22 protein-coding genes are annotated in these 23,794 nt (G+C 52.5%); 6 read left to right on the forward strand and 16 right to left on the reverse strand.

What is annotated here, in order from left to right:
* Positions 1 to 36: 36 nt before the first annotated feature.
* Both BM323_RS19980 and BM323_RS19985 read right to left on the reverse strand, forming a co-directional pair.
* On the reverse strand, positions 37 to 987 hold the full coding sequence (locus BM323_RS19980) for an ATP-grasp fold amidoligase family protein (RefSeq protein WP_008109972.1): 951 nt from the start codon (positions 985 to 987) through the stop codon (positions 37 to 39).
* A gap of 8 nt (positions 988 to 995) precedes the next feature.
* Positions 996 to 2,252 carry an oligosaccharide flippase family protein gene (locus BM323_RS19985; RefSeq protein ID WP_008109971.1) on the reverse strand — a complete coding sequence of 419 codons (1,257 nt, stop codon included), beginning with the start codon at positions 2,250 to 2,252 and terminating at the stop codon, positions 996 to 998.
* Positions 2,253 to 2,778: 526 nt separating this feature from the next.
* On the opposite strand from BM323_RS19985, the gene BM323_RS19990 reads away from it, so the two are divergent.
* Positions 2,779 to 3,174 carry an IS3 family transposase gene (locus BM323_RS19990; protein WP_008109970.1) on the forward strand — a complete coding sequence of 132 codons (396 nt, stop codon included), beginning with the start codon at positions 2,779 to 2,781 and terminating at the stop codon, positions 3,172 to 3,174.
* A gap of 932 nt (positions 3,175 to 4,106) precedes the next feature.
* Here the strand turns inward: BM323_RS19990 and BM323_RS19995 are convergent.
* Positions 4,107 to 5,060 (reverse strand): DMT family transporter, encoded by a 954-nt coding sequence (locus tag BM323_RS19995; RefSeq protein WP_008109969.1) that lies wholly within the window; start codon positions 5,058 to 5,060, stop codon positions 4,107 to 4,109.
* A 72-nt stretch (positions 5,061 to 5,132) separates the two neighbouring features.
* On the reverse strand, positions 5,133 to 5,963 hold the full coding sequence (locus BM323_RS20000; RefSeq protein ID WP_008109968.1) for an AraC family transcriptional regulator: 831 nt from the start codon (positions 5,961 to 5,963) through the stop codon (positions 5,133 to 5,135).
* Between the two features lie 122 nt (positions 5,964 to 6,085).
* On the opposite strand from BM323_RS20000, the gene BM323_RS20005 reads away from it, so the two are divergent.
* Entirely contained in the window at positions 6,086 to 6,613 is a 528-nt protein-coding gene (locus tag BM323_RS20005; RefSeq protein ID WP_008109967.1) for an isochorismatase family protein, read from the forward strand.
* Positions 6,614 to 6,714: 101 nt separating this feature from the next.
* Here BM323_RS20005 and ssb1 read toward each other — a convergent pair whose 3' ends face one another.
* Complete coding sequence (ssb1, locus tag BM323_RS20010) at positions 6,715 to 7,269, reverse strand: single-stranded DNA-binding protein SSB1 (protein ID WP_008109965.1); 555 nt, start codon at positions 7,267 to 7,269, stop codon at positions 6,715 to 6,717.
* A 222-nt stretch (positions 7,270 to 7,491) separates the two neighbouring features.
* Here ssb1 and uvrA point away from each other — a divergent pair, with 222 nt between their 5' ends.
* Entirely contained in the window at positions 7,492 to 10,320 is a 2,829-nt protein-coding gene (gene uvrA, locus BM323_RS20015) for an excinuclease ABC subunit UvrA (protein WP_008109963.1), read from the forward strand.
* A 210-nt stretch (positions 10,321 to 10,530) separates the two neighbouring features.
* Positions 10,531 to 11,595, forward strand: a complete 1,065-nt coding sequence (locus BM323_RS20020; RefSeq protein ID WP_008109962.1) for an NAD(P)-dependent alcohol dehydrogenase — start codon at positions 10,531 to 10,533, stop codon at positions 11,593 to 11,595.
* A 6-nt stretch (positions 11,596 to 11,601) separates the two neighbouring features.
* Here the strand turns inward: BM323_RS20020 and BM323_RS20025 are convergent, their stop codons facing one another.
* The 7 genes from BM323_RS20025 to dnaB form a co-directional block, all read right to left on the reverse strand.
* Positions 11,602 to 11,952, reverse strand: coding sequence for an MmcQ/YjbR family DNA-binding protein (locus tag BM323_RS20025; protein ID WP_008109961.1), 351 nt, complete (start codon positions 11,950 to 11,952; stop codon positions 11,602 to 11,604).
* A gap of 3 nt (positions 11,953 to 11,955) precedes the next feature.
* The gene (locus BM323_RS20030; RefSeq protein WP_008109959.1) at positions 11,956 to 12,372 is read right to left on the reverse strand and encodes a secondary thiamine-phosphate synthase enzyme YjbQ; all 417 of its coding nucleotides are present in this window, start codon (positions 12,370 to 12,372) and stop codon (positions 11,956 to 11,958) included.
* A 108-nt stretch (positions 12,373 to 12,480) separates the two neighbouring features.
* On the reverse strand, positions 12,481 to 13,989 hold the full coding sequence (locus BM323_RS20035; RefSeq protein ID WP_085982368.1) for a catalase: 1,509 nt from the start codon (positions 13,987 to 13,989) through the stop codon (positions 12,481 to 12,483).
* A 190-nt stretch (positions 13,990 to 14,179) separates the two neighbouring features.
* Positions 14,180 to 15,373 carry an amino acid aminotransferase gene (locus BM323_RS20040; RefSeq protein ID WP_008109955.1) on the reverse strand — a complete coding sequence of 398 codons (1,194 nt, stop codon included), beginning with the start codon at positions 15,371 to 15,373 and terminating at the stop codon, positions 14,180 to 14,182.
* Positions 15,374 to 15,421: 48 nt separating this feature from the next.
* Complete coding sequence (locus BM323_RS20045; protein ID WP_091004258.1) at positions 15,422 to 16,036, reverse strand: YitT family protein; 615 nt, start codon at positions 16,034 to 16,036, stop codon at positions 15,422 to 15,424.
* A 228-nt stretch (positions 16,037 to 16,264) separates the two neighbouring features.
* Entirely contained in the window at positions 16,265 to 16,756 is a 492-nt protein-coding gene (locus BM323_RS20050) for an Lrp/AsnC family transcriptional regulator (RefSeq protein WP_008109951.1), read from the reverse strand.
* A gap of 128 nt (positions 16,757 to 16,884) precedes the next feature.
* Positions 16,885 to 18,291 carry a replicative DNA helicase gene (dnaB, locus tag BM323_RS20055; RefSeq protein ID WP_036649986.1) on the reverse strand — a complete coding sequence of 469 codons (1,407 nt, stop codon included), beginning with the start codon at positions 18,289 to 18,291 and terminating at the stop codon, positions 16,885 to 16,887.
* Positions 18,292 to 18,364: 73 nt separating this feature from the next.
* On the opposite strand from dnaB, the gene BM323_RS20060 reads away from it, so the two are divergent.
* Positions 18,365 to 19,348, forward strand: coding sequence for a quinone oxidoreductase (locus BM323_RS20060; protein WP_008109949.1), 984 nt, complete (start codon positions 18,365 to 18,367; stop codon positions 19,346 to 19,348).
* 194 nt (positions 19,349 to 19,542) lie between these two features.
* Here BM323_RS20060 and pspG read toward each other — a convergent pair whose 3' ends face one another.
* The 3 genes from pspG to traF form a co-directional block, all read right to left on the reverse strand.
* Positions 19,543 to 19,809 (reverse strand): envelope stress response protein PspG, encoded by a 267-nt coding sequence (pspG, locus tag BM323_RS20065; protein WP_008109948.1) that lies wholly within the window; start codon positions 19,807 to 19,809, stop codon positions 19,543 to 19,545.
* A gap of 223 nt (positions 19,810 to 20,032) precedes the next feature.
* The gene (gene dusA / locus BM323_RS20070; RefSeq protein ID WP_008109947.1) at positions 20,033 to 21,031 is read right to left on the reverse strand and encodes a tRNA dihydrouridine(20/20a) synthase DusA; all 999 of its coding nucleotides are present in this window, start codon (positions 21,029 to 21,031) and stop codon (positions 20,033 to 20,035) included.
* A gap of 97 nt (positions 21,032 to 21,128) precedes the next feature.
* Positions 21,129 to 22,379 (reverse strand): conjugal transfer protein TraF, encoded by a 1,251-nt coding sequence (traF, locus tag BM323_RS20075; protein ID WP_036649981.1) that lies wholly within the window; start codon positions 22,377 to 22,379, stop codon positions 21,129 to 21,131.
* A gap of 451 nt (positions 22,380 to 22,830) precedes the next feature.
* On the opposite strand from traF, the gene zur reads away from it, so the two are divergent.
* Complete coding sequence (gene zur / locus BM323_RS20080; protein WP_008109945.1) at positions 22,831 to 23,349, forward strand: zinc uptake transcriptional repressor Zur; 519 nt, start codon at positions 22,831 to 22,833, stop codon at positions 23,347 to 23,349.
* A 75-nt stretch (positions 23,350 to 23,424) separates the two neighbouring features.
* Here the strand turns inward: zur and BM323_RS20085 are convergent, their stop codons facing one another.
* The gene (locus tag BM323_RS20085; RefSeq protein ID WP_008109944.1) at positions 23,425 to 23,637 is read right to left on the reverse strand and encodes a CsbD family protein; all 213 of its coding nucleotides are present in this window, start codon (positions 23,635 to 23,637) and stop codon (positions 23,425 to 23,427) included.
* Positions 23,638 to 23,794: the final 157 nt, after the last annotated feature.

Here is a 23,794-nt window from a genome sequence, read left to right on the forward strand (position 1 = left end):
CGCCGAAGCGGGGTTTTTTATTTTGCTGTGTGATACTTAAATTTTCTTCAATACGGCCGGAATGGTTACTTCCGTCACCGTGATGCCCGGTATCTTCGTACCGCGACGATCCTGAATCCACATATCACCCATCATCTGATTGAGCCCGCGATCCAGACCGGTCACCAAACCCGCACCCGGCGTAAAGGTCAACTCGCCGAAGTAGATCTGCTCTTTATCGATGTACCAATCCACGCGCACATAATCGAAATCACTCGCCAGCTTTTTACTCAACGCCAACGCGTGCTGCAACGAGGCCATTTGTGGCGTCACGTCCAGGCCGGTATCACGAATTTTGTGATACGCCTCGTTGAGGTTGTTGACGTAAAAGTTCATCGACAACAGCGGATTGCAGCGGTTGTAGATCACCTGCAGCACATACTCAAAGCTGCCGTCGCGCTTGTTGAACATGTGGAACTTGTAGTCAATCGGCGCCGATTTACCATCGCCAATGTACTGCTCCACCAGAATGCGTGGCTTGATGTAGCGATAGTGAATCTCACGCGCTTCGTTAGCGAAATCGGTTTTCAGCCAGCGATGGCAGTCGCTAATAATCTGCTGCTTCTTCAGCGCATCCGGCTCTTCAAGCAAAATCTCTACCATGTTAGAGGCGTGATTCGGCTTGATAACGGTATTTTTCCAGCTCGGCAACGTGTGCAAAGAGCTGGGATCGCTGGTCTCGTACACCAGCGGGATCAGGTATTCGCTGCCAACTTTCTCGGCGATATATTCGCGCACCGAATATTTGTCCGACAGACGACCATACATCTGATAATCGCCATGGATGAATTTGCGGTACAGCACCTTCTCGTTAAACACTTTCGGCTCACGCAAATTGGGCAGTTTGCGGAACTTATGAAAATAGTAGATACGATCCTGGTATGCCCAGGGCATCTTCTTGATGAAGTACTGCACGCTTCTTCTGAGTTCATCTTTCAACTTGAGCATATCTGACCTCATTTGTAGGTTTTGTAGTTGAGTGAGGAAACCTGGATTTTTTGGATGACGCCGTTTTTGAAGAAGTAATTCATTACGGTAAGAGACAGCAATTCTGAGATGAAAACGCTCCATGCGGCACCCATGATGCCGTAGCCCTGGATCAGCCACCACGACAGCGGCAAGCTGATCACCATCAGGCAAACAATTTTCTTCAACAGATAATTAAACCCGCCTTCTTTGACCATGTAGCGATACGCTACGGTCCCCATCGCCGAAAAGCAGGTCGCTAACGACAACAACGTAATGAGACTTCCTGACTGTGTGTACTCGTGACCATATAAAGCGATGATGATTTTTTCGCCGTACATCGCGATCACCGCTAACAACAACAATGAAACACCCATGACATAACCATTAAGCCGTGCTGTCAGCTTGATGGCGGCTTCTCCACGCTCGCGGAAGATTTCCGAAAAGCAGGAAGTGATGATGGCGACCGGGATAAAAATCCAGGAAGCCGAAATGGTATTGGCGGCGGCGAACAGCCCGAGATCGCGCGCCGAGGCGATGCCCGCCAGGAACATCTGTGCCGCTTTCACCTGCACCGAGATAAAGATGCTGGAGATGGCCAGCGGTAATCCGGCGTACAGCAAATAGCGCAGATAGGTGTTGCGCTTATCCTGCGGCGGCGCTACGTCCTGATTTTCGCGGTAAAAGTTAAAACGCTTAATCACATACGGCACCAGCGTGACGGCGACAATCGATACGGTCAGCCACAGCGGATTGAGGTGCAGCCAGGCAATGGCAAAACTTAAGCTGAAGCCCAGCAGCAAACCGACTGAGTTGGCGATGGTATTCAGTCGCGACGCTAAGCGCGCATTGTTGTAGACACTGAAGGTGTCCTGCGTCACGAAAACCGAAGAGATAAACGAGGCCAGTGCAAAAGCGAGGAAGTTTTCCTGCATGTTGTACCAGACCCAAATCAAGACGGGCAGCGATGTCAGCAACAGCAAAACCATGCGCATGTTGCGCGCTACGGTCATCAGGCGCAGCCCTTTCGGCGCACTCTTACTGATACGTTTAAACAGGATGGTTTCCGTACCGAAAATCGCCACGGTCTGCACCATGGAAAATAGCGAGGTCGAAAACGCCATTTGGCCAAAGATGGTTGGACCAAAGGATTTTGCCACGTAGGAGGTCACAAATATGACGCCGAACACGGAGACGATCTTTTCAGACATCATCCAGGCGGCATTAGACATTACGCTCAATTTCATTGACTGATCCTTAGTATTACGAACTACAACAACTTTCGGTACAACGTCCTTGAAATGAATTAACAAGCGCTCAGTGGGCCTGACTTAATTTATTAACTTCAAACCAAACTGGTCCGAAAAATGAGACTCGCGTCAGCAATTAGGAATTATATTCAGGAAAATTCCGATTATATCCGGTGCGAAACTCAGTGGATGTAAACGATTTCAGCTTAAATTCTAAGCAAAGGTTTACTGGCACACCCTGACATTTCTGCAAGTGGTTTATGCCGATTTTCCAATGAATGTAGTATTTTTCTGCATTTGGGATGGAGAGAATTTATATCAAAAACCTAAAGCCAGGAAGGCGTTCAATGCCATTCGGAATAAAATAAGATTTATCCCATGATGATATTTCTTCTAAATATCTTAATTTAACCCTCGCAATTCAAATCGCGCACTTTAATACTGAATTAATAGTGTTTTTGCAGTGCCAGATATTAATACAGTAATTCTCATCCACTAATTGATAAGAAAGGTAATAGCATTTATGAGAAAGTCACGATATAGCGAAGAGCAAATCACAAATGCCATTAAAGCTTCTGAAACGGGAGTGAAAGTCAGGGAGATTTGTGAGGAGCTTGGCATTTCCGAGGCCACTTTCTATAGCTGGAAGAAGAAGTTTTCTGGGCTCTCTTCCGAGGAAGGTCGCAAAATCAAGGAGTTGGAAGATCAACTTCTTAACCTCACGCGTGAACTGCAATCTCTGAGTTCCGATAAAGAGATGCTGCAAAGCGTATTGAAAAACTTCTTTACCACGAATGAAAAGCGTCAGGCGGTTAACTTTCTGCAAACAACATTCGACATAGGTACCCGTCGTAGCTGCCGTTTACTGGATATTAGCCGCAGCGTTTATCATTATCCTGCAGGAACAGATAATCGCTAACACCATTAAGGCCGATGTTATTTGACTTAATGCTGAGATTTGTTCTTACCAGAAGATATGAAGATCATTTAATACGGCGTTCACAACATAACAATTCGCTCCAATTTTTCCTGATGAATACCATCGCGGAATTGCTTCCTTTTTTGCGGTAAAATAGATTCACATCAGCAAAAGTCTCTCTATTCAAGCCATTCAAACGAAGTCCAATCTCATTTCGGTGAGATTGGCGCTTCAATTATTACTTTACCAACATTAATCATCAGCCCTGAATGCAGACAATTCTGTTAAGCATTAATGAACAACGCCGTGTAACCGCTCACACATAACCTCTGTTTTTAACTGGATCTATTCCTGGATTCATTCATCATTCGGTTGACGCGCGTAGACCATAATTTCTCATCATGCCGCCAGGAATAATCCTGATAAGAAAGGTTATCGAGCCTAAACAATAACAGCCAAAAAGCGGGAGATAAGTTAAATTACTGCACCCTATTCATCGTTGCGCTTAATGGTTTTTTGCCAACGGTTAATGGAATCTTTCTTAACAACGCCCTATTCCCTTAAGCAAAAAGTGGCTTTCGAGTGCCAATCTTCAGTGCCAAACGGCAATAAACGGTAGGTTAGATGCATGTTTTTCCGCCTTAACGCGCCGGTTTTTTCCACTTTAGGGCCTGCTATAGCCAGGAAGAACGAGGATTAATGAAGGTTTAGTGCGCCTGAATACGGCCAAACACTGTCGCGCGGGACGCAGCGGCATGTCTGTTTATGACAAATCAGGACTGAAAAAGCGGCTGAAATTAGCCGAAAAGTTATATCGACGGCCTGGTCAGCGTCAGAAAGCGGGATTTGAGGTGTAAGAGGAGCTAGTCAAATTCTTAAAATACAGCGGAGTACGCTGCCGAAATGATTTTTCAGCAGCGCTCATTGATGAGTTATACCGCAGTGATATGCGGCTGGGGTTTAATGCGCATCGCGTAGATTACGCCAACAATCAAACAGCCAATGCCGACCGCAGTTAACAGCGGCGGCCAGCTTTGTCGCCACAGGAATGTCCACAGCAATCCGGCTAAGGTTTCGAACACAATCAGCGGCCCCATGATCACTGTCGGCACGCGTTGGCTGGCAGCATTCCAGCAAAGTGTGCCCAGCCATGAGCAGATCAGCCCGATACCTAACATTAATAATAGAAAGCGTTGCGGCTGCGGCCCGAAGGGCAGCGCAAATGCAGGTTGCTGCCAGTGGAGCTGCACGCAGACCAATAGATAGAACACTATCGCCAGCGGCAGCGTCACCAAACCTTGTGCCGTCGCCCAGCTGGATGGCTTGTGCTGGGGATGCGCGCGTAACCATAGACCATTACGCAGCGGATACCATGTCCAGCATGCCACCGCCAGAACCGCTAACCCTAAACCGGTGAGATAGCGCGACCAATCAAAATCGGGACCTTGCGTCTGAAGTTCGGCGGCATTCACGCAAGCCAGGCCTGCGGCAATAATCAGCAAAGCCGGCGTCAATTTGCGCCACGGCAAGCGCCCTTCAAGATGGCCATAACAGAGATTAGCCGTCACGGTAATCACCACCGGCAAGGTGCCGATAATCATGGTCGAAATGGGCGCGCCGGTGCGTTGAATCGCGCTGGCGAGAAACGCGTAATAGAGTAAATTGCCAATCAGCGACAGCTTCAGCGCTTCAATCCAATCCTTGCGCGCCAGCTGACGCAAACGACGGCGATCCAGCCAGGCCAGCGGCAACACCACCAATCCAAAGGCGACGTAGCGTCCGGCCGATTGCAAAGTGCCCGGATAATCCGGTATCAGCAGCGGACCCACAAAGATCAATCCCCACATCAATCCCGCTGCCAGCGCAAACAGTATTCCAGCAAACATAAACTCTTCCTTTATATGCATTCCGCTGCAGTGTGACGCAGGCGGAGGCGAAAGGCTTGTAGCAGATTGCGGTTAGCGTGAAGGGAACACTTGTTTTTGATAGCGGCCCGGCGTGATGCCGTAGCGATGCGCGAAGGCGCGGGTGAGATGTGCCTGATCGGTAAGGCCGACCGATGCCGCAACGGTTGCCGCACTGTCGCCGCGCGCCAGCTGCTGTTTTGCGGCGAACAAACGAAAAGCCATCAGCATTTGATGCGGCGTGACGTGGAAGTGCTGTTTGAAACTGCGCAGGAAATGCCATGGCGACAGCGATGCCAGCGCAGCAAGTTCTTCAAGCCGCACCGGTTCGGCGAGGTTTTCACGCAAATAGTCCCGAACCGCGTCAAAACGATGCGCACCTTCGGCAGGTCGTTGCTGTCCCTGACGCGCCAGCGGTCGCATTAACTCCAGCAATTCGAGCAAGATGCTTTCGCGCTCCAGCGTAGTTTCCGCCTGCCACATCTGCGCCAGCAGTTGCGAGAACGGCTGCGCAAGCCGCGCATCGGTGCGCAGTGCATCGGTGAACCACCAATCACGATCGCCGGTCAGACGATCCATTTCCCGCGGATCGATATAGATCATGCGATAGCGCCAGCCTTCGTCACAGGCAGATTCACCTGTATGAAGTTCGTCGGGATTCATCATCACTAACGAATGCTGTGGCGCGGTGTAGTTGGCGCCGCGATAGCGAAAGCGCTGGGCGCCGGACTCAATAGTACCGATGCCAAAGGCTTCATGGGTATGGGGTTCAAAAGCGTAGCGGGAGATGTGCGCCTGATACAGCTCGATGCCCGGCAGCTCAGCGAAATGCTGAAACTGCGCACGATCTTGCTCACAAGGAAAGATTTCAGGAACCACCTTCACGACACACCTCCGGAATAAATCGCTTATAAGCATGCGCGGCAGTGGCGAGAAATGCAAAGGTGAATTGCTTTACCTCTGCGCGTCGGCAATCCACACTGAGGCTTCAAACTTAGGAGAGTGAAATGGCGAATCGAGTCGTAGTTGTGGTGGATATGCAAAATGGCGTGCTGGCAACGCCGCGTTTTGATCGTGCCGGACGCTGCGAGCGGATCAATCAATTAACCGCTGCGGCCGATCAGGTGATTTTCATCCAGCACGTTGGGCCAGGTTTAGAAGTTGATTCAGTTGGTTGGGCGATTGTGCCCGAGTTGCAGCAGCCAGCCAACGGCATCTTCATCAATAAGACCGCTTGCGATAGCTTCTGGCAAACCGATCTTGCCGCTCAACTCGACCAACTGGGCATTAAAAACTTCGTCATTTGCGGCTGCGCGACCGATTACTGTGTTGATACCACCATCAAAGTCGGCGCCAGCCTCGGCTATCACATCACCGTCGCCGCCGATGCGCATACCACCGCCGACCGCACTTATGTTTCCGCGCAGCAGCAGATCAATCAGCACAACGAAGTGTGGGCCGATTTGATTATGCCGGGCAATCCGGTGCTGGTGCGTGAGACGGAAGCGTTATTGCGGGAATGGCGACCGCATTAAGGCTGCAACTTATTCGGCTGCTGATAAAAAAAATGCCACTCCTCGCGGAATGGCATTTCTGGATTCGATGACGTCAGGCCTGAGATTGCTCAGGCAGATAATCAGAACGGAATATCGTCGTCAAAATCCATTGGCGGTTCGTTGTTGGCTGGTGCGCTCTGCTGCTGTGGACGTTGCTGCGCACCGCCGCTGAACTGGTTACCACCGCCCTGCGGCTGCTGTTGTGGCTGCTGTGGCTGGCCCCAACCGTTGTTATTGCCGCCGCCCTGGCCGCCCGAAGGTGCGCCACCTGCGTTCGCGCCCTGCTGACGTCCGCCCAGCATCTGCATGGTGCCGCCAACGTTAACTACCACTTCAGTGGTGTATTTTTCCTGGCCGGCCTGATCGGTCCATTTGCGGGTACGCAGCTGGCCTTCGATGTAAACCTGAGAACCTTTACGCAGGTATTCGCCAGCCACTTCCGCCAGCTTGCCGAACAGCACAACGCGGTGCCATTCAGTGATCTCTTTGTTTTCACCGGTTGTCTTATCGCGCCAGCTTTCTGACGTGGCCAGCGTAATGTTGGCTACCGCGCCACCATTTGGCATGTAGCGCACTTCCGGATCCTGACCCAGATTCCCGACTAGAATCACTTTGTTTACGCCACGACTGGCCATGTTGCTGTCTCCCGATGAGTTGATGCTAAAAGTCTAAGCGAAAAATTGTATCACGTCACATTGGCGTGTGCCCACTTTAGAGCGGGATTCCAAAATTTATCGGCGGACAGAATAGCAAAAACACTGGATATTTATTCAGTTTATTTTTTGTGCCATAATGGACCGTTTCTGCTGGTCGTGCTGGCAAGGCATGGCGAGTGTTGTTCAATCCGGGAAAGGTGAATGGATAAGATCGAAGTCCGCGGTGCTCGCACCCATAATTTGAAGAACATCAACCTGATCATCCCTCGCGATAAGCTCATTGTGGTCACCGGTCTGTCAGGTTCCGGTAAGTCTTCGCTGGCGTTTGATACGCTGTATGCCGAAGGCCAGCGTCGCTATGTCGAGTCGCTTTCGGCCTATGCGCGCCAGTTTCTTTCATTAATGGAGAAACCGGACGTTGACCATATTGAAGGTCTTTCGCCCGCCATCTCCATTGAGCAGAAATCGACTTCGCATAACCCGCGTTCCACCGTCGGCACCATTACTGAAATTCATGACTATCTGCGCCTGCTGTTTGCACGCGTGGGTGAGCCGCGCTGTCCGGACCATGATGTTCCACTCGCGGCGCAAACCGTGAGCCAGATGGTTGATCAGGTGCTGTCGCAGGAAGAAGGCCGTCGTCTGATGCTGCTGGCGCCAGTGGTGAAAGATCGCAAAGGCGAACACACCAAAACGCTGGAAAACCTCGCCGCGCAGGGCTATATCCGTGCGCGTATCGATGGTGAAGTGTGCGACCTGTCGGATCCGCCGAAACTGGAGTTGCAGAAGAAACACACCATTGAAGTGGTGATTGACCGCTTCCGCGTGCGCGACGATCTGGCAACGCGTCTGGCCGAATCCTTCGAGACCACGCTGGAACTGAGCGGTGGCACGGCGATCGTCGCCGATATGGATGACACCAGCGCCGAAGAGATGCTGTTCTCAGCTAACTTTGCCTGCCCGATTTGTGGCTACAGCATGCGCGAACTCGAACCGCGCCTGTTCTCGTTCAACAATCCGGCCGGTGCCTGCCCGACCTGTGATGGCCTGGGCGTGCAGCAATATTTCGATCCCGATCGTGTGGTGCAAAATCCCGAGCTCTCGCTGGCGGGCGGCGCCATTCGCGGCTGGGATCGCCGTAACTTCTACTATTTCCAGATGCTGCGCTCGCTGGCTGAGCATCTGCAATTCGATGTCGAAGCTCCGTTCAACAGCCTGAGCGACAACGCGCGCAATGTGATTCTGTACGGTTCCGGCAAAGAGAATATCGAATTCAAATACATCAACGATCGCGGTGACACCTCAGTGCGCCGCCATCCGTTTGAAGGCGTGCTGCACAACATGGAGCGCCGTTATAAAGAGACGGAATCCAACGCGGTGCGTGAAGAGCTGGCGAAATTTATCAGCAACCGCGCCTGTGCCAGCTGTGAAGGCACTCGTCTGCGTCGTGAAGCGCGCCATGTTTTTGTCGAAGACACCAACCTGCCAACCATCTCAGAAATGAGCATCGGCCATGCGATGGATTTCTTCGCCAACATGAAGCTGAGTGGTCAGCGTGCGCAGATCGCGGAAAAAATCCTTAAGGAGATTGGCGATCGCCTGAGCTTCCTGGTTAACGTCGGCTTGAATTACCTGTCGATGTCACGCTCGGCGGAAACGCTGTCCGGCGGTGAAGCGCAACGTATTCGTCTGGCCAGCCAGATTGGTGCCGGTTTGGTTGGCGTGATGTACGTGCTGGATGAACCGTCCATCGGCCTGCATCAGCGCGATAACGAACGCCTGCTCGGCACGCTGATTCACCTGCGCGATCTCGGTAATACCGTGATTGTGGTGGAGCACGATGAAGATGCGATTCGTGCCGCTGACCACGTGATCGATATCGGTCCGGGCGCCGGCGTGCACGGTGGTCAGGTGGTTGCTGAAGGCGATGTGCACGCGATTATGGCGAATGAAAATTCCCTGACCGGCCAGTTCCTCAGCGGCAAACGTGAAATTGCGATCCCTAAACAGCGCGTCAAAGGCGATCCAGCCAAAGTGCTGAAACTCACCGGTGCGCGCGGTAACAACCTCAAAGATGTCACGCTGACGATTCCGGTCGGCTTGTTTACCTGCATCACCGGCGTGTCCGGCTCGGGTAAATCAACTCTGATCAACGATACGCTGTTCCCGATTGCGCAGCGCCAGCTCAATGGCGCTACCACCATCGAAGCCGCGCCGTATCGTGAGATCGCCGGTCTCGAGCATTTCGATAAAGTGATCGATATCGATCAAAGCCCAATTGGCCGTACGCCACGATCGAATCCCGCGACCTATACCGGCATTTTCACGCCGGTACGTGAGCTGTTCGCCGGTGTACCGGAAGCGCGTTCACGCGGCTACAATCCGGGCCGCTTTAGCTTCAACGTGCGCGGCGGACGCTGCGAAGCCTGTCAGGGCGATGGCGTGATCAAGGTAGAAATGCACTTTCTGCCGGACATCTACGTGCCGTGCGATCAGTGCAAAGGCAAACGCTATAACCGCGAAACGCTGGAGATTAAATACAAAGGCAAGAGCATTCACGAAGTGCTGGATATGACCATCGAAGAAGCGCGCGAGTTCTTTGATGCGGTGCCGGCGCTGGCGCGTAAGCTGCAAACGCTGATCGATGTTGGCCTGTCGTATATCCGCCTCGGCCAGTCGGCGACCACGCTCTCGGGCGGTGAAGCGCAGCGCGTAAAACTGGCGCGTGAACTGTCTAAACGTGGCACCGGCCAGACGCTCTATATCCTTGATGAGCCGACCACCGGTCTGCACTTTGCGGATATTCAGCAACTGCTGGAAGTGCTGCATCAGCTACGCGATCAGGGCAACACCATCGTGGTGATTGAGCACAACCTCGACGTGGTGAAAACCGCAGACTGGATTGTCGATCTCGGCCCGGAAGGCGGCAGCGGCGGCGGTGAAATCCTGGTGTCCGGTACGCCAGAAACGGTGGCAGAGTGTGAAAAATCACACACGGCACGTTTCCTTAAGCCAATGTTGAAGAAGTAATTTTCTCCCAGGCCCGCAATTGCGGGCCTGATTTTTTCTGCCGAATTCCGCAACGAAATGCAGGAACAGGCAAGAATCAGACAACTTCAGGCATATACGCATTCCATCCTGCTGACTATCCTTACAGCGTTCCTTTTGGCGTGATTCACGCGCCTTTTATCCCTTACGGGATCCCGCATAAAACTCACGACACATCCTACTGGAGACACCATGAATATTACGCATGCCTATGCCGCACAGGACGCGAAAGCAAAACTCGCCCCGTTCGACTTTAAGCCACGCGAACTGCGCGCTCATGATGTGCAGATTGAAGTGTTGTACTGCGGCGTCTGCCACTCTGACCTGCATACCGCGCGCAACGAATGGCGCAACACCATTTTCCCTGTAGTGCCGGGCCATGAAATCGTGGGTCGCGTCACTGCCGTTGGCGCGCACACTCACAACTACAAAGTGGGTGATTTGGTGGGCGTTGGTTGTATGGTTGATTCCTGCCGCAGCTGTCCAAGCTGTCAGGAAGGGCTGGAGCAGTATTGCGAAAATGGCTTTGTTGGCACCTACAACGGCGAAGATCGCGAAACCAAAGCCATCACCTACGGCGGTTACTCCACCAGCATGGTGGTAGATGAAAGCTTCGTGCTGCGCGTTCCAGAGAATCTCGATCTGGCGGGCGTTGCGCCGCTGCTGTGTGCTGGTATCACCACTTACTCGCCGCTGCGCCACTGGAATGTTGGTCCGGGTAAAAAAGTCGGTATCGTTGGTTTGGGCGGCCTGGGTCACATGGGCGTGAAACTGGCTCATGCGATGGGTGCACATGTGGTGCTGTTCACCACGTCACCGTCAAAAATTGAGGATGGTAAACGCCTTGGCGCGGATGAAGTGGTGATCTCGAAAGATGCCGATCAAATGGCAGCGCACACCAACAGCTTTGACTTCATTCTGAACACCGTTGCGGCGCAGCACGATCTCAACCCGTTCATCGCCCTGCTGAAGCGTGATGGCAACATGACGCTGGTCGGCGCACCGGAGCACGATCACCCGGCACCACAGGTCTTCAACCTGATCTTCAAACGTCGCAGCATCGCCGGTTCACTGATTGGCGGCATCGCGGAAACCCAGGAGATGCTGGATTTCTGCGGCAAGCACGGTATCACTTCAGATATCGAACTGATTGCGATGAATCAAATCAACGAAGCCTACGAGCGTATGCTGAAAAGCGACGTGAAATACCGCTTCGTGATTGATATCAATACCCTGCGCGAAGAATCTGCGGCTTAATTCGCCTCAGTGGTCATCATGGTTGACGCCCGCTTCACGCGTGGCGTCAGCCTGTTGCCAGGAAGCATCCACCAGATAGTAAATCTGCGAATCCTTCAGCGAACCGTCCAGCCACAACGTGCTCCAGTGCGACTTGTTTAAGTGCTCGCTGGGAAACACATCGTTATGCTCCTCACGTAATAATTCCGCCAGTGCAGGCGTTGCTTTCAGCGACAAAGCCGGACGCCCTTTTACCTCATAAAGCATGGCAAACAGCACGCCTTCACTTTTAATCTGCGTCGCCTGCCAGCACTCTTTAAAGCTTTGCTCCGCGCCCGGCTTGCTCATGCAGTACGTCAGTAAATCCGATGTGTTCATGTTTTATTCCCCTTGTAAGGTCGCCACGATACGCCGCGCACCGCCCTGCACCCGATGTTCACCCAACCAGATTCCCTGCCATGTGCCTAACATCAGGCGACCACGGTTGACCGGAATCAGGAGCGAAACGCCGAGTAGCGACGATTTGATGTGTGCAGGCATGTCGTCGGCCCCTTCGTAGTCGTGCTGATAAGGCGCACTTTCCGGAACATGGCGTAAGAAATGCTGCTCCATATCGCTGCGCACAGTGGGATCGCAATTCTCATTTAGCGTTAGAGACGCCGATGTGTGTTGCAGCAGGAGATGCAATTGGCCGACGCGCACATCGGATAAGCCGTGAAGCTGGCTGACAATCTCGTCGGTAATCAGATGAAAGCCGCGCGCTTTGGCGCCAAGCGTAAGCGTTTGTTGATGCCACATGCCAGAATCCTAAAAGTAATCACACCGTTTAAGTGTGCAGCATGTCGGCGAAAGGTAAACCCTGAAGAGAGGAAAAAGCGGCAGAGCGTGAACTCTGCCGCCTGAAGGTTAGTCGCTCAGCTTAGCGGCCATGGTTTTGATGTTGCCCACATCATCTTTGGTGATGGCAGCCAGACGCTCGCCGTACTCTTTATCGGCCTTGTAGAAATACGACAGCATAATGGCGCGGCTCTGCACATCCACACCTTTCAGCGCGCCGCCCAGAGAATTGATCAGATCGGTTTTCTCTTTGTCGTTAAAGGAACGATACAGATCGCCCGCCTGCTTAAAGTTCTGCGTTTTAGCAATCATCGCCTGCTGTGTGGTGCCGCTCAGCGGGCTGTGGCTGTAACGTGCACTCTGCAGCTCCTCACGCGGATAGATACGGCTTGGCTGATAGTTCACGCCATGATCGTCAGCTTTGCCGCTGTTCATCGCTCCATCCTGATTACCGTTACTCACCGGCACGCGCGGCGCGTTGACCGGCAACGTCAGGCCATTGGCGCCCAAGCGGTACATCTGGGTATCGGCGTAGGAGAACAAACGGCCCTGCAACAGGCGATCTTCTGATGGCTCAATGCCCGGCACCAGATTCGATGGCGCCATCGCGACCTGCTCGGTTTCCTGGAAGAAGTTATCCACGTTGCGGTTCAGTTCCATCTGGCCCACTTTCACTTCAGCGATACCCGGCCAGATTTTGGTGGCGTCCAGCGGGTTGAAGTCGAATTTATCCAGATCGCTGGCTTTAATGGTTTGAATATAGAGATCCCATTTCGGGAAGGCTTTGTTGTTGATCGATGCCACTAAATCTTCGGTCATGTGGCTGAAGGTGCCGCTTTGAATTGCCGCCACTTCGCCTGGATCGAGGTTTTTCTCGCCCTGCAGGGTTTTCCAGTGGAATTTCACATAGTGCACTTCGCCTTTTGCGTTGACAAACTTATAGGCGTGCACGCTGTTGCCATCCATCTGACGATAGTTTGCTGGCGTACCCATGTTGGAGAACAACATGGTCAGGCCGTGCGTGGCTTCTGGTACATGTGAGAAGAAATCAAAAGTGCGGGCGTCGTTGCCAAGGTTGGTACGTGGATCAGGCTTAAATGCGTGCACCATGTCCGGGAATTTAATCGCGTCACGGATGAAGAACACCGGCAGGTTGTTGCCGACTAAATCCCAGTTGCCCTGACTGGTGTAAAACTTGGTGGCAAAACCGCGTGGGTCGCGCAGCGTTTCCGGAGAATGTTTGCTGTGAACAACTGAAGAGAAACGCACAAATACCGGCGTTACGCTGCCCGGTTTGAACACTTCGGCAATGGTTAAGTCACTGATGTCTTTGCTGGCGCGGAACTCGCCGTGTGCGCCGGTACCGCGTGCGTGAACCACGCGCTCTGGAATGCGTTCACGGTCAAAGCGCTGCAGCTTCTGGATCAGCTGCACGTCCTGCAGCAGCACCGCACCGTGCTCGCCCGCGGTTTGTGAATTCTGGTTATCACCAACCGGCGCGCCGTTATCGCGCGTCAGTTCGGTTGCAAATGCTGGCAATGTGATTGCCAACGTCATGGCATACGCGAGGGGTTTCATCACAGAGGAGAAATGGCTCATGGCGGTTCCTTGTTGTTAGTTTCAAACGTTCTGGTGTTTCCGAAAAACATAAACCGCTCAAAACTAAAGGTCTGACTAACTGGAGCCAACAAGACCCGTCCCGATTGTGCCCATAAAAAAACCACCAGCGAGTTAGCGTGGTGGCTTTGTTTTGCTCGGGTATAAAGGCTTACATTACTGCGGCAAACGCCTCAGCAACCTGGTTGACGTTACGGCTGTTCAGGCCGGCAACGCACATGCGGCCGCTGGCAATCAGGTAGACGCCGAACTCATCACGCAGACGATCAACCTGCTGCGCGCTCAGGCCGGTGTAGCTGAACATACCGCGCTGCTTCAGCAGGTAATCGAAGTTTTGGCCCGGCAGCTTGGTGCTCAACACATTCACCAGCGCCTGGCGCATTTCGATAATGCGCAGACGCATCGCTTCCACTTCTGCCAGCCAGTTATTCAGCAGCGCTTCGTCGTTCAGCACGCAGGAAACCACCTGCGCACCAAAGTTTGGCGGGCTGGAATAGTTGCGACGCACAGTCGCTTTCAGCTGACCCAGCACACGAGCAGACTCTTCCGCGCTGTCGCAGACAATGGACAAGCCGCCAACACGCTCGCCGTACAGCGAAAAGATCTTGGAGAACGAGTTGCTCACTAGCGCTGGCAAGCCGGCAGCCGCAATGGCGCGAATCGCATAAGCATCTGCTTCCATGCCCGCACCAAAGCCCTGATAAGCGATATCGAGGAACGGAATCAGCTCCTGCGCTTTCAGCACTTCGGTAGTCTCGTCCCACTGCGCGTTGGTCAGATCGGCGCCGGTTGGGTTGTGGCAGCACGGATGCAGCAGAACGATGGATTGTTTCGGCAAGGTTTTCAGCTTGGCGATGAACGCATCAAACTTCACGCCGTTGGTTTCTGCGTCGTACCACGGATAAGTCTCTACATCGAAGCCCGCACCGTTGAAGATTGCGATATGGTTTTCCCACGTTGGATCGCTCACCCACACGTTTGACGCTGGGAAGTAACGCTTAAGGAAATCAGCACCGACTTTCAGCGCACCTGAGCCACCTAAGGTCTGGATGGACGCAATACGGCCCGCTTGCAGCATCGGATGTTGTTTACCGAACAGCAGCGGTGCAATGGCGTTACGGTAAGCGTTCAGACCTTCCATCGGCAGATACAGCGACGCCTGATGCGGCTGCGCCTGCAGGCGCTCTTCTGCTGCGGCAACCGCCTGCAGCTGAGGAATGATGCCCGCTTCGTTGTAATAGAGACCAATGCTCAGGTTTACTTTGTTATCGCGCGGATCTTGTTTGAAGGTTTCCATCAACGACAGAATCGGATCGCCGGCATAGGCATCAACGTTTTGAAACACGGTGCAGATCTCCATGATTGGTCATAAATAAGAGGTAAAGATGCGTCATCAAACCATGTAACGGCCGGGACGATGATTCATTGCGATGATGAGATTGAGGATCACCGCGCCCGCGATTGAAGCAAACAGCATCGGTAACGACACCACAAACAGTGACGCTAATACCACGCAGGTATCAACCGCCATTTGCAGTTTTCCGGCACGCAGACCGATGCGGTCCTGCAGCCAGAGCGCCAAAATATTGATGCCGCCGAGGCTGGCTTTGTGACGGAACAACACTATAAACCCAATGCCCATCACCACGTTACCGAACAGTGTCGCATAAAACGGATTTAGCGCAGAAAAATGCACAAACAGCGGATGCAAATGGGCGAACAGCGACACCAGGCCAACGGCGCAGAAGGTTTTCAGGGTAAATTCCCAGCCCATGCGGCGCACGGCCAGCCAGTAAAATGGCAGGTTGATCAGGAAGAAGGCGCTACCAAAGGAGAGCGGCGACAAATAGCTGATTAAGAAGGCAATACCCGCTGAACTGCCGGTCAGTGCGCCAGCCTGTTTCAGCATAATGACGCCGAAAGAGACCATCAGCGTGCCGAGCACTATTGCCAGCGCATCTTCAATCAGCGAATGGGGAACTTTGGTGGGTTGAACAACGTTATCCATGGGTTAATCTCATTGCAAATGATGCGGTTCAAATGCAAAAAACGCACCACATCGGCGACGTATGCGCGCCGCCGATGGGTGCCAGCGATTATCCAATTGATAACTAAGGCGCTTTATTGCAGGTTTTTGTGCATCAATTGAGACTCAAACCATCAACCCATGCACAAATCTGTTTTCTGGTGCGCGTTTTTTGCATTATTAAGGCAATAATTGCACCAGATTAGCACATCACGCACTTTTTTGGCGCGTTTTGTGCTGCGGGATCATCATCAAACCGTTCTCTTTTAAACGGCTCAATACCACGGACGTTTTCACATGTGCCACGCTTTGATGACCAGCCACTAACTGGCTGATCAACGCGCTCAGAGAAGCCAAATCGGCCACCGCTACTTTCAGCAGATAATCGGCATCGCCGGTGGTTTTAAAGGCATCGACGATGGCGGCTTCTTCCTCAACCATGCGATGGAAACTCTCTTCATAATCGGGCGTGTGGTTTTTCAATCGCACTTCAATTAATCCCACCATGCCAAGGCCCACCGCGTCGGGCGAGAGGCGCGCGTGATAGCCGAGAATGAGATTGGCCTGCTCAAGATTGATGCGGCGGCGTGAACATTGCGATGCCGAAAGTCCGACTAAATCACTGAGTTCCTGGTTGGTGAGGCGTCCGTTAGATTGTAATAATGTCAATATCTTAAGGTCGTGATCGTCTACCTGAGTCATTCTGTTTCCACAGCGAAATAAGGGGCGCTTTGGTACAGATAACCTGATTAAAGCCGGGGTTGTCCAACACTATTTTCTGATGACGTGAAATGCATGCACAAAACGTGCATGCATCCGGGTTGAAAGGGTTATTCGTCGTCGTATTGCGGGCCAGCGTAGTTATCAAAGCGCGACCATTGGCCATTAAAGGTCAAACGTACCGTACCGATCGGGCCGTTACGCTGCTTACCGAGGATGATCTCGGCGATGCCTTTAAGATCGCTGTTTTCGTGATACACCTCGTCACGATAAATGAACATGATCAAGTCGGCATCCTGCTCGATCGAGCCTGATTCACGCAGATCCGAGTTCACCGGACGCTTATCCGCACGTTGTTCCAGTGAGCGGTTCAGCTGCGACAGCGCCACCACCGGCACATTCAACTCTTTCGCCAGCGCTTTGAGCGAGCGCGAGATCTCTGCGATCTCCAGCGTACGGTTGTCGGACAGTGCAGGCACGCGCATCAGCTGCAGGTAGTCGATCATGATCAGGCTCAATCCGCCGTTTTCGCGGAAAATGCGGCGCGCGCGTGAACGCACTTCAGTTGGCGTCAGGCCAGAAGAGTCATCAATAAACATGTTCTTCTTCTCGAGCAAAATCCCCATGGTGGCGGAAATGCGCGCCCAATCTTCATCTTCCAACTGACCGGTACGAATACGCGTCTGATCCACGCGCGACAGCGATGCCAGCATACGCATCATCAGCTGTTCGCTGGGCATCTCCAGACTGAAAATCAGCACGGGCTTGTCCTGCAACATCGCGGCGTTTTCGCACAAATTCATGGCGAAGGTGGTTTTGCCCATTGAAGGACGCGCCGCGACGATAATCAGATCCGAGCCCTGTAAACCGGCGGTTTTTTTGTTCAAATCCTGATAGCCGGTATCGACGCCGGTCACGCCATCGTGCGGCGTTGAAACTAGCGACTCAATACGCGAAACCGTGGCTTCGAGAATCTGCTCGATATTCTGCGGACCCTGATCTTTATTGGCGCGCTGTTCAGCAATTTTGAAAACGTTGGATTCGGCGAAGTCGAGCAGATCTTCACTGCTCCGTCCTTGCGGATCGTAACCGGCATCGGCGATTTGGTTCGCCACCGAGATCATCTCGCGCACTACTGCACGTTCGCGCACGATATCGGCATAAGCACCGATGTTCGCCGCACTTGGCGTATTCTTTGCCAGCTCGGCCAGATAGGCGAAGCCGCCGGCCATCTCTAATTCGCCCAGCGTTTCCAGCGATTCAGAGAGTGTAATAAGGTCGATCGGCTGGCCCGCTTCCAGCAAACGCTGCATTTCCGTGAAGATCATGCGGTGCGAGCGGTTGAAGAAATCATTGGCGACGACGCGTTCAGAAACGTTGTCCCAGCGCTGGTTATCCAGCATCAACCCACCGAGCACCGACTGCTCCGCTTCTATGGAATGCGGCGGCATTTTCACGCCTTCCAGCTGCCGATCGCGGGGTTCGTTCGATTTGTTGGTGGGTTTATTTCCTGCCATAGTGAATGCATTACCGATCGTGAAAGGGACGCGCAAGTATAACGTCCCAGGATGAACAATCACAGGAGTCAGAATGGCAAAGCGTATTCAGTTCAACCAACACGGCGGCCCAGATGTGCTGCAATGGGTCGATTTCGAATTAGCCGATCCCGCCGAGCACGAAGTGCAGGTGGAAAACAAGGCGATTGGCATTAACTACATTGATACCTACGTGCGCAGCGGTTTGTATCCGCAAAGCAGCTTCCCTTCCGGCCTGGGCACCGAAGCGGCCGGCGTGGTGAAGCGCGTGGGATCGGCGGTGACGCGTTTTAAGGCGGGCGACCGCGTGGTCTATTGCCAGGCCGCGCTCGGTGCGTATAGCGAAGTGCACAATGTGGCGGAGGATCGCCTGGTAATCTTGCCGGACAGCATCTCCTTTGAGCAAGGCGCGGCCTCTTTCCTTAAAGGGTTAACCGTGCAGTATCTGCTGCGCCAAACCTATAAAGTGAAAGCCGATGAAATCTTCCTGTTCCATGCCGCAGCCGGTGGCGTGGGTTTGATCGCCTGCCAATGGGCCAAAGCGCTCGGCGCACATCTGATTGGCACTGTAGGTTCAGCTGAGAAAGCGAAGATTGCCAAAGATGCCGGCGCCTGGGCGACGATCAACTATCGCGAAGAGGATATTGCGAAGCGCGTCAGCGAGTTGACCAATGGCGAGAAAGTGGCCGTAGTGTATGACTCGGTGGGAAAAGATACCTGGGAACCTTCGCTGGATAGCCTGCGTCGCCACGGATTAATGGTCAGCTTTGGTAATGCATCGGGTCCGGTAACCGGCGTTGATCTTGGCATTCTCAATAAGAAAGGCTCGCTGTTCGTCACTCGCCCTTCGCTGTTCGGCTACATCACCAACCGCGAAGAACTGGATGCCGCCAGTAATGAATTGTTCTCATTGATCGCCAGCCGGGCAATTCAGCTTAATGTGTCAGAGCAGCAGAAATTTGCCTTGCGTGACGCGTTGCGCGCGCATCAGGTGCTGGAGAGTCGCGCAACTCAGGGTTCCAGCCTGTTGATTCCCTGATCGCTAAATGCAAACGGGGCTTCCCGTAGGAAGCCCCTTTTTCTTTCTTTTTTATAGTTCGCGCTGGTGTAGGGACAGCGGCGATGAATTCGTTTGAAACAACGCCAATCATCCTGACAGAAAACATAAGTAAAAAATATGTTTAAATGCGGAATTATTCTAAGCAATTTCCGAGTCTGTGATCATCACCGCAATTAGCGCCAATCCCTTCTATCTAAGTCACTGATTTTTCTTTTCAGCCTGCGTAATTTAGCCTCACCTGAAGGCGTGGTAAATGCGCGATAAAGCCATACAACAGCCACTGCCAGCACCAGCCATGGCAACACTTTGATAACAATTGCCAGCAATCCGCCAAAGAACATCAAAGCGGTCGCCACCACCAATGCCGCAATCACGCCCAGCAACGAAACGCCGGTGAACAGCAGCATCAGAAAAAAGCCGATAACAAATAGAATTTCCACTAAGGCTCTCCTGTGTGAGTAACATCAGGAATATTACAAGATGCGTGCCAACTTATAAATTTGGCTAACTGTTTGAATATGTTGGATAAGGGATGAGTGAAGGCTTGAAAGGATGATGAAAAAAACTAATTTATGGCGCAGAAAAAACCATCCTGCTGGCCTTGATGTGCGCATGAATGCGCACCCTACAAAAGCCGGAACGCTCCGGCTTGCCTGACGATGATTACATCACTTCCTGCGGGATCTTATCCGCTACCAACGCTAACGCCGCTTCCAGCACGCGCACATCGGCACCGGGTTTATGGGCGTTTTCACTTAAGTAACGACGCCACTGGCGCGCACCGGGAATACCCTGGAACAGGCCAAGCATATGACGTGTAACATGGCCGAGATACATGCCTTTAGATAATTCAGCTTCGATGTACGGATACATCGAGCGCACCACTGCCACCGGATCGACGCGCGGCGTATCGCGGCCAAAAAGTTCGCGGTCCACCTGCGCCAGAATGCCCGGATTCTGATAGGCTTCGCGCCCCATCATCACGCCATCCATATGCTGCAGATGCAGCTTAGCTTCTTCCAGGGTTTTGATGCCGCCATTAATCGCCATGGTCAGCGCCGGGAAGTCGCGCTTCAATTGGTAGACGCGTGGATAATCGAGCGGCGGAATCTCGCGATTCTCTTTCGGACTCAAACCGGAAAGCCAGGCTTTGCGCGCGTGGATAATAAAGGTATCACAGCCGCCCTGTTGCGCCACGGTGCCAATAAAATCACACAGGAATTCGTAGCTGTCCTGCTCATCAATGCCGATACGGGTTTTCACCGTCACCGGAATGCTCACCACATCGCGCATCGCTTTAATGCAGTCGGCAACCAGCGCCGCATCGCCCATCAGGCAAGCTCCAAAACGGCCGTTCTGTACGCGATCGGACGGACAACCCACGTTGAGGTTTATCTCATCGTAGCCACGCTCTTCTGCCAGCTTTGCGCACTGCGCCAGCGCGGCGGGATCGCTACCACCCAGCTGCAGCGCCAGCGGATGTTCTTCCTCGCTGTAAGCCAGATAGTCACCTTTACCGTGGATGATCGCGCCGGTCGTCACCATTTCGGTGTATAGCAGCGTGTCGCCGCTCAGCTGACGGTGGAAATAACGACAGTGACGATCGGTCCAGTCGAGCATTGGGGCGATGGAAAAACGTTGCGAGGAGAAAGTATCGGTCATGAAACGCAGTAAATCCGCAGTAAGTTAAGTGATGAGAAACTGCGCAATCATATCACAGCAAAACGGGCGGCACAGCCGCCCGTTATCAGACGGGGAATTAGAAGTTAAATCCGAGCTGCAGCATCGCACCCACGGTATTGTCTTTACCCACAGAACCGGCCAGATCAAGATGAACGGTATTGTTGAACGGTGACACACCCAAACCAGCGGTGAACACGTCAGTATCGTTCGACTTCAGATCGGCACGATAACCGGCGCGCAGCGCCAGCCAATTCAGTACACGATACTCCGCACCTACGCCAGCATACTGGCTGCTGTCTTCCGATTTGAAGCGCTTGGTTTCAGTCAGATCAACATCACCGGCCAGCGTGAACGGCCCGTTATTCCAGGAAAGCCCGGTCGTAACCAGTGGACGTATTTGGTAAGTATCGCGGTAGCCGTTCACCTCTTTGGTGTCGATATCGCGCGAGATCAGGTTTTGCCCGGTCACACCGAAGGTCCAGTTCTCACCGAAATCCGTTGCAACGCCAGCATCCACGTTGAAACCGGTATCGCTGCTGCGATAGCGGCTGTTGTTGATGTCGCTCTTGTCGTAGTTGTAGATACTCGCGGTGTAGTTATACAGCCAGGTTTTCTGCAGCTTTGGCGTCACGCCGACAGAAACCGGATGGCCGGCAATCGAGAACTCATGCGCGACTGACACACCATAATCGGTGACCAGAGCCGCCAAGCCATTGGCGCTGGAGCGCAAGTTATCTTCATCACCCGGAACAGGAATTCTTGACCCATCGGCAACAGCGCGCAGGTAGGCAATATCGCTATCCGCTACGTTGGCGCGCACGTGCGCAGTACCGTACGCCTTAGTGATAAAGGCAAAAGGTAAGGTTTCATTTGGAACGGTGACGGCCAGGGCTACGCCCGCCGTTGCGTTGGCTTTATTGCCGCGCAGATCGCTGAGCTGATTAGCCATATCGCCTGCTGCGGCCTTCAACTGCGGGTAACCATTGAGGTAATCGGCAAAGGTCAGGTTATCGATTACGTCCTGATAACGATCAACGGTATCAGTGATGTCATCGACGCGATCGATCAATTTGTCTTTATCAGTAACCTGTGCACCGGCTGAAGGAAAAATGATGCTGACGTTATCTTCAGGTTGCGCTTTGGTCATCAATGCTGGGTTAGCCAGCACTGCGGAACTCCAGGTGGAAGAGGCTACGCCGGTACCGCCCATTGCGTCGTTACGCGCGTCATACCATGTACCTGCTGCCAGAGCTGAGGAAGAAAGAAATACTGCATTCAAACCAACAAGATAAGCTACTTTTTTGTGCCTGAATATTGTCTTCACCATGAGCCTGCCATCACCTTTGAAATGTCGCTGAATCACTCACCGACTGAAAGTTTAGTTAGCCGCTATTCTGAACCCTGGCTAACGCTTCATTGCTGTGAATTAAAAGGAAATAGCACTGCTATTCGCAGAATTGGATGCGTAAGCATCATTCCGCTGTGTTTTTATGCAGAAAAATTAACAGTGAGTAAATTGATACCAGAAATTACTTAAGACCTTTTGAACCATAGACGCTAACCCGGTGAGTTGCAAAGCAAAATCCGTGCAGCCGTTGCGCTGCCTGCCGGTACGCATTTTTCAGAAATGTTGATTGCAACAAAATTGATCGAAAAACAGTAAGGGTAATCGATTGATTGGTGGGAATTTTCTGTAAGAATTTAAGCAAAATAAGCAATCACAGCAGCGTAAAAATTTGTGTGATAAAATAACATCACCTGCAACCCGGAGAATGCTTATGTCAAACCTCACGCCAGAACAACTTCTTACCCAGGCTGAATCACTTTGCCTTGATCGCGGCGTGCGCCTCACCACTCAGCGCGCGGAAGTGCTGCGCTTGATGGCAGAGCAGAATGGTTCGATAAGCGCTTACGATTTGCTGGATCAGCTGCGTGTCAGTGAACCGCAAGCTAAACCGCCCACCATTTATCGCGCGCTGGATTTCCTGCTAGAACAGGGATTTATTCATCGCGTTGAGTCGAATAACAGTTATGTGGTTTGTCATCATTTTGATGAGCCGGCACATACTTCAGTGATGTTGGTGTGTGACGGTTGCGCGGCAGTGACTGAAAAACATGCTCATGGTGTGGAAAAGACCATTGCTTCGTTAGCGGATCAGGCGGGATTTTCTCTGCGTCATACTGTAATTGAGGCGCATGGCCTGTGTGAGAACTGCGCAGAAGTGGCGGCTTGCACGCATCATGAAAGTTGCGAGCATGACCATCAGGTTGAGGGGAAAAAACGGGTAAGAAAATAGAGAGGCACATCCTTGTGCCGGGCCAATCACTACGCTAAATGATTGGCGGGTAGGAGCATATTCATTAAGGGGCGATTACCAGCGGTAATCTTTATTGGTGCTTTCCCAGTCCTTAACTTCTTGCTCGGCCTGGTCTTTCGCATAACCGTAGCGCTCCTGGATTTTACCGACCAACTGATCGCGTTTACCTTCGATCACCGTCATGTCGTCATCCGTAAGCTTGCCCCACTTCTCTTTAAATTTCCCTTTAAACTGCTTCCAGTTTCCGCTCGCTTCGTCTTTGTTCATAACAATCCTCCACTTCATCCTGAGTGAGATAGATACATCGCCTATCTATCTGGCGATATACCCACACAACGCGCTACTCATGTGCGCCGTATAAGGTAATTGTAGTAGCCGTTTCGCAGTTTGCAGAGAATTACAGATTAATCTGTAGGTTACGCTT

Source organism: Pantoea sp. YR525 (genome assembly GCF_900116775.1).
In the GTDB taxonomy this organism is placed as follows: domain Bacteria; phylum Pseudomonadota; class Gammaproteobacteria; order Enterobacterales; family Enterobacteriaceae; genus Pantoea; species Pantoea symbiotica.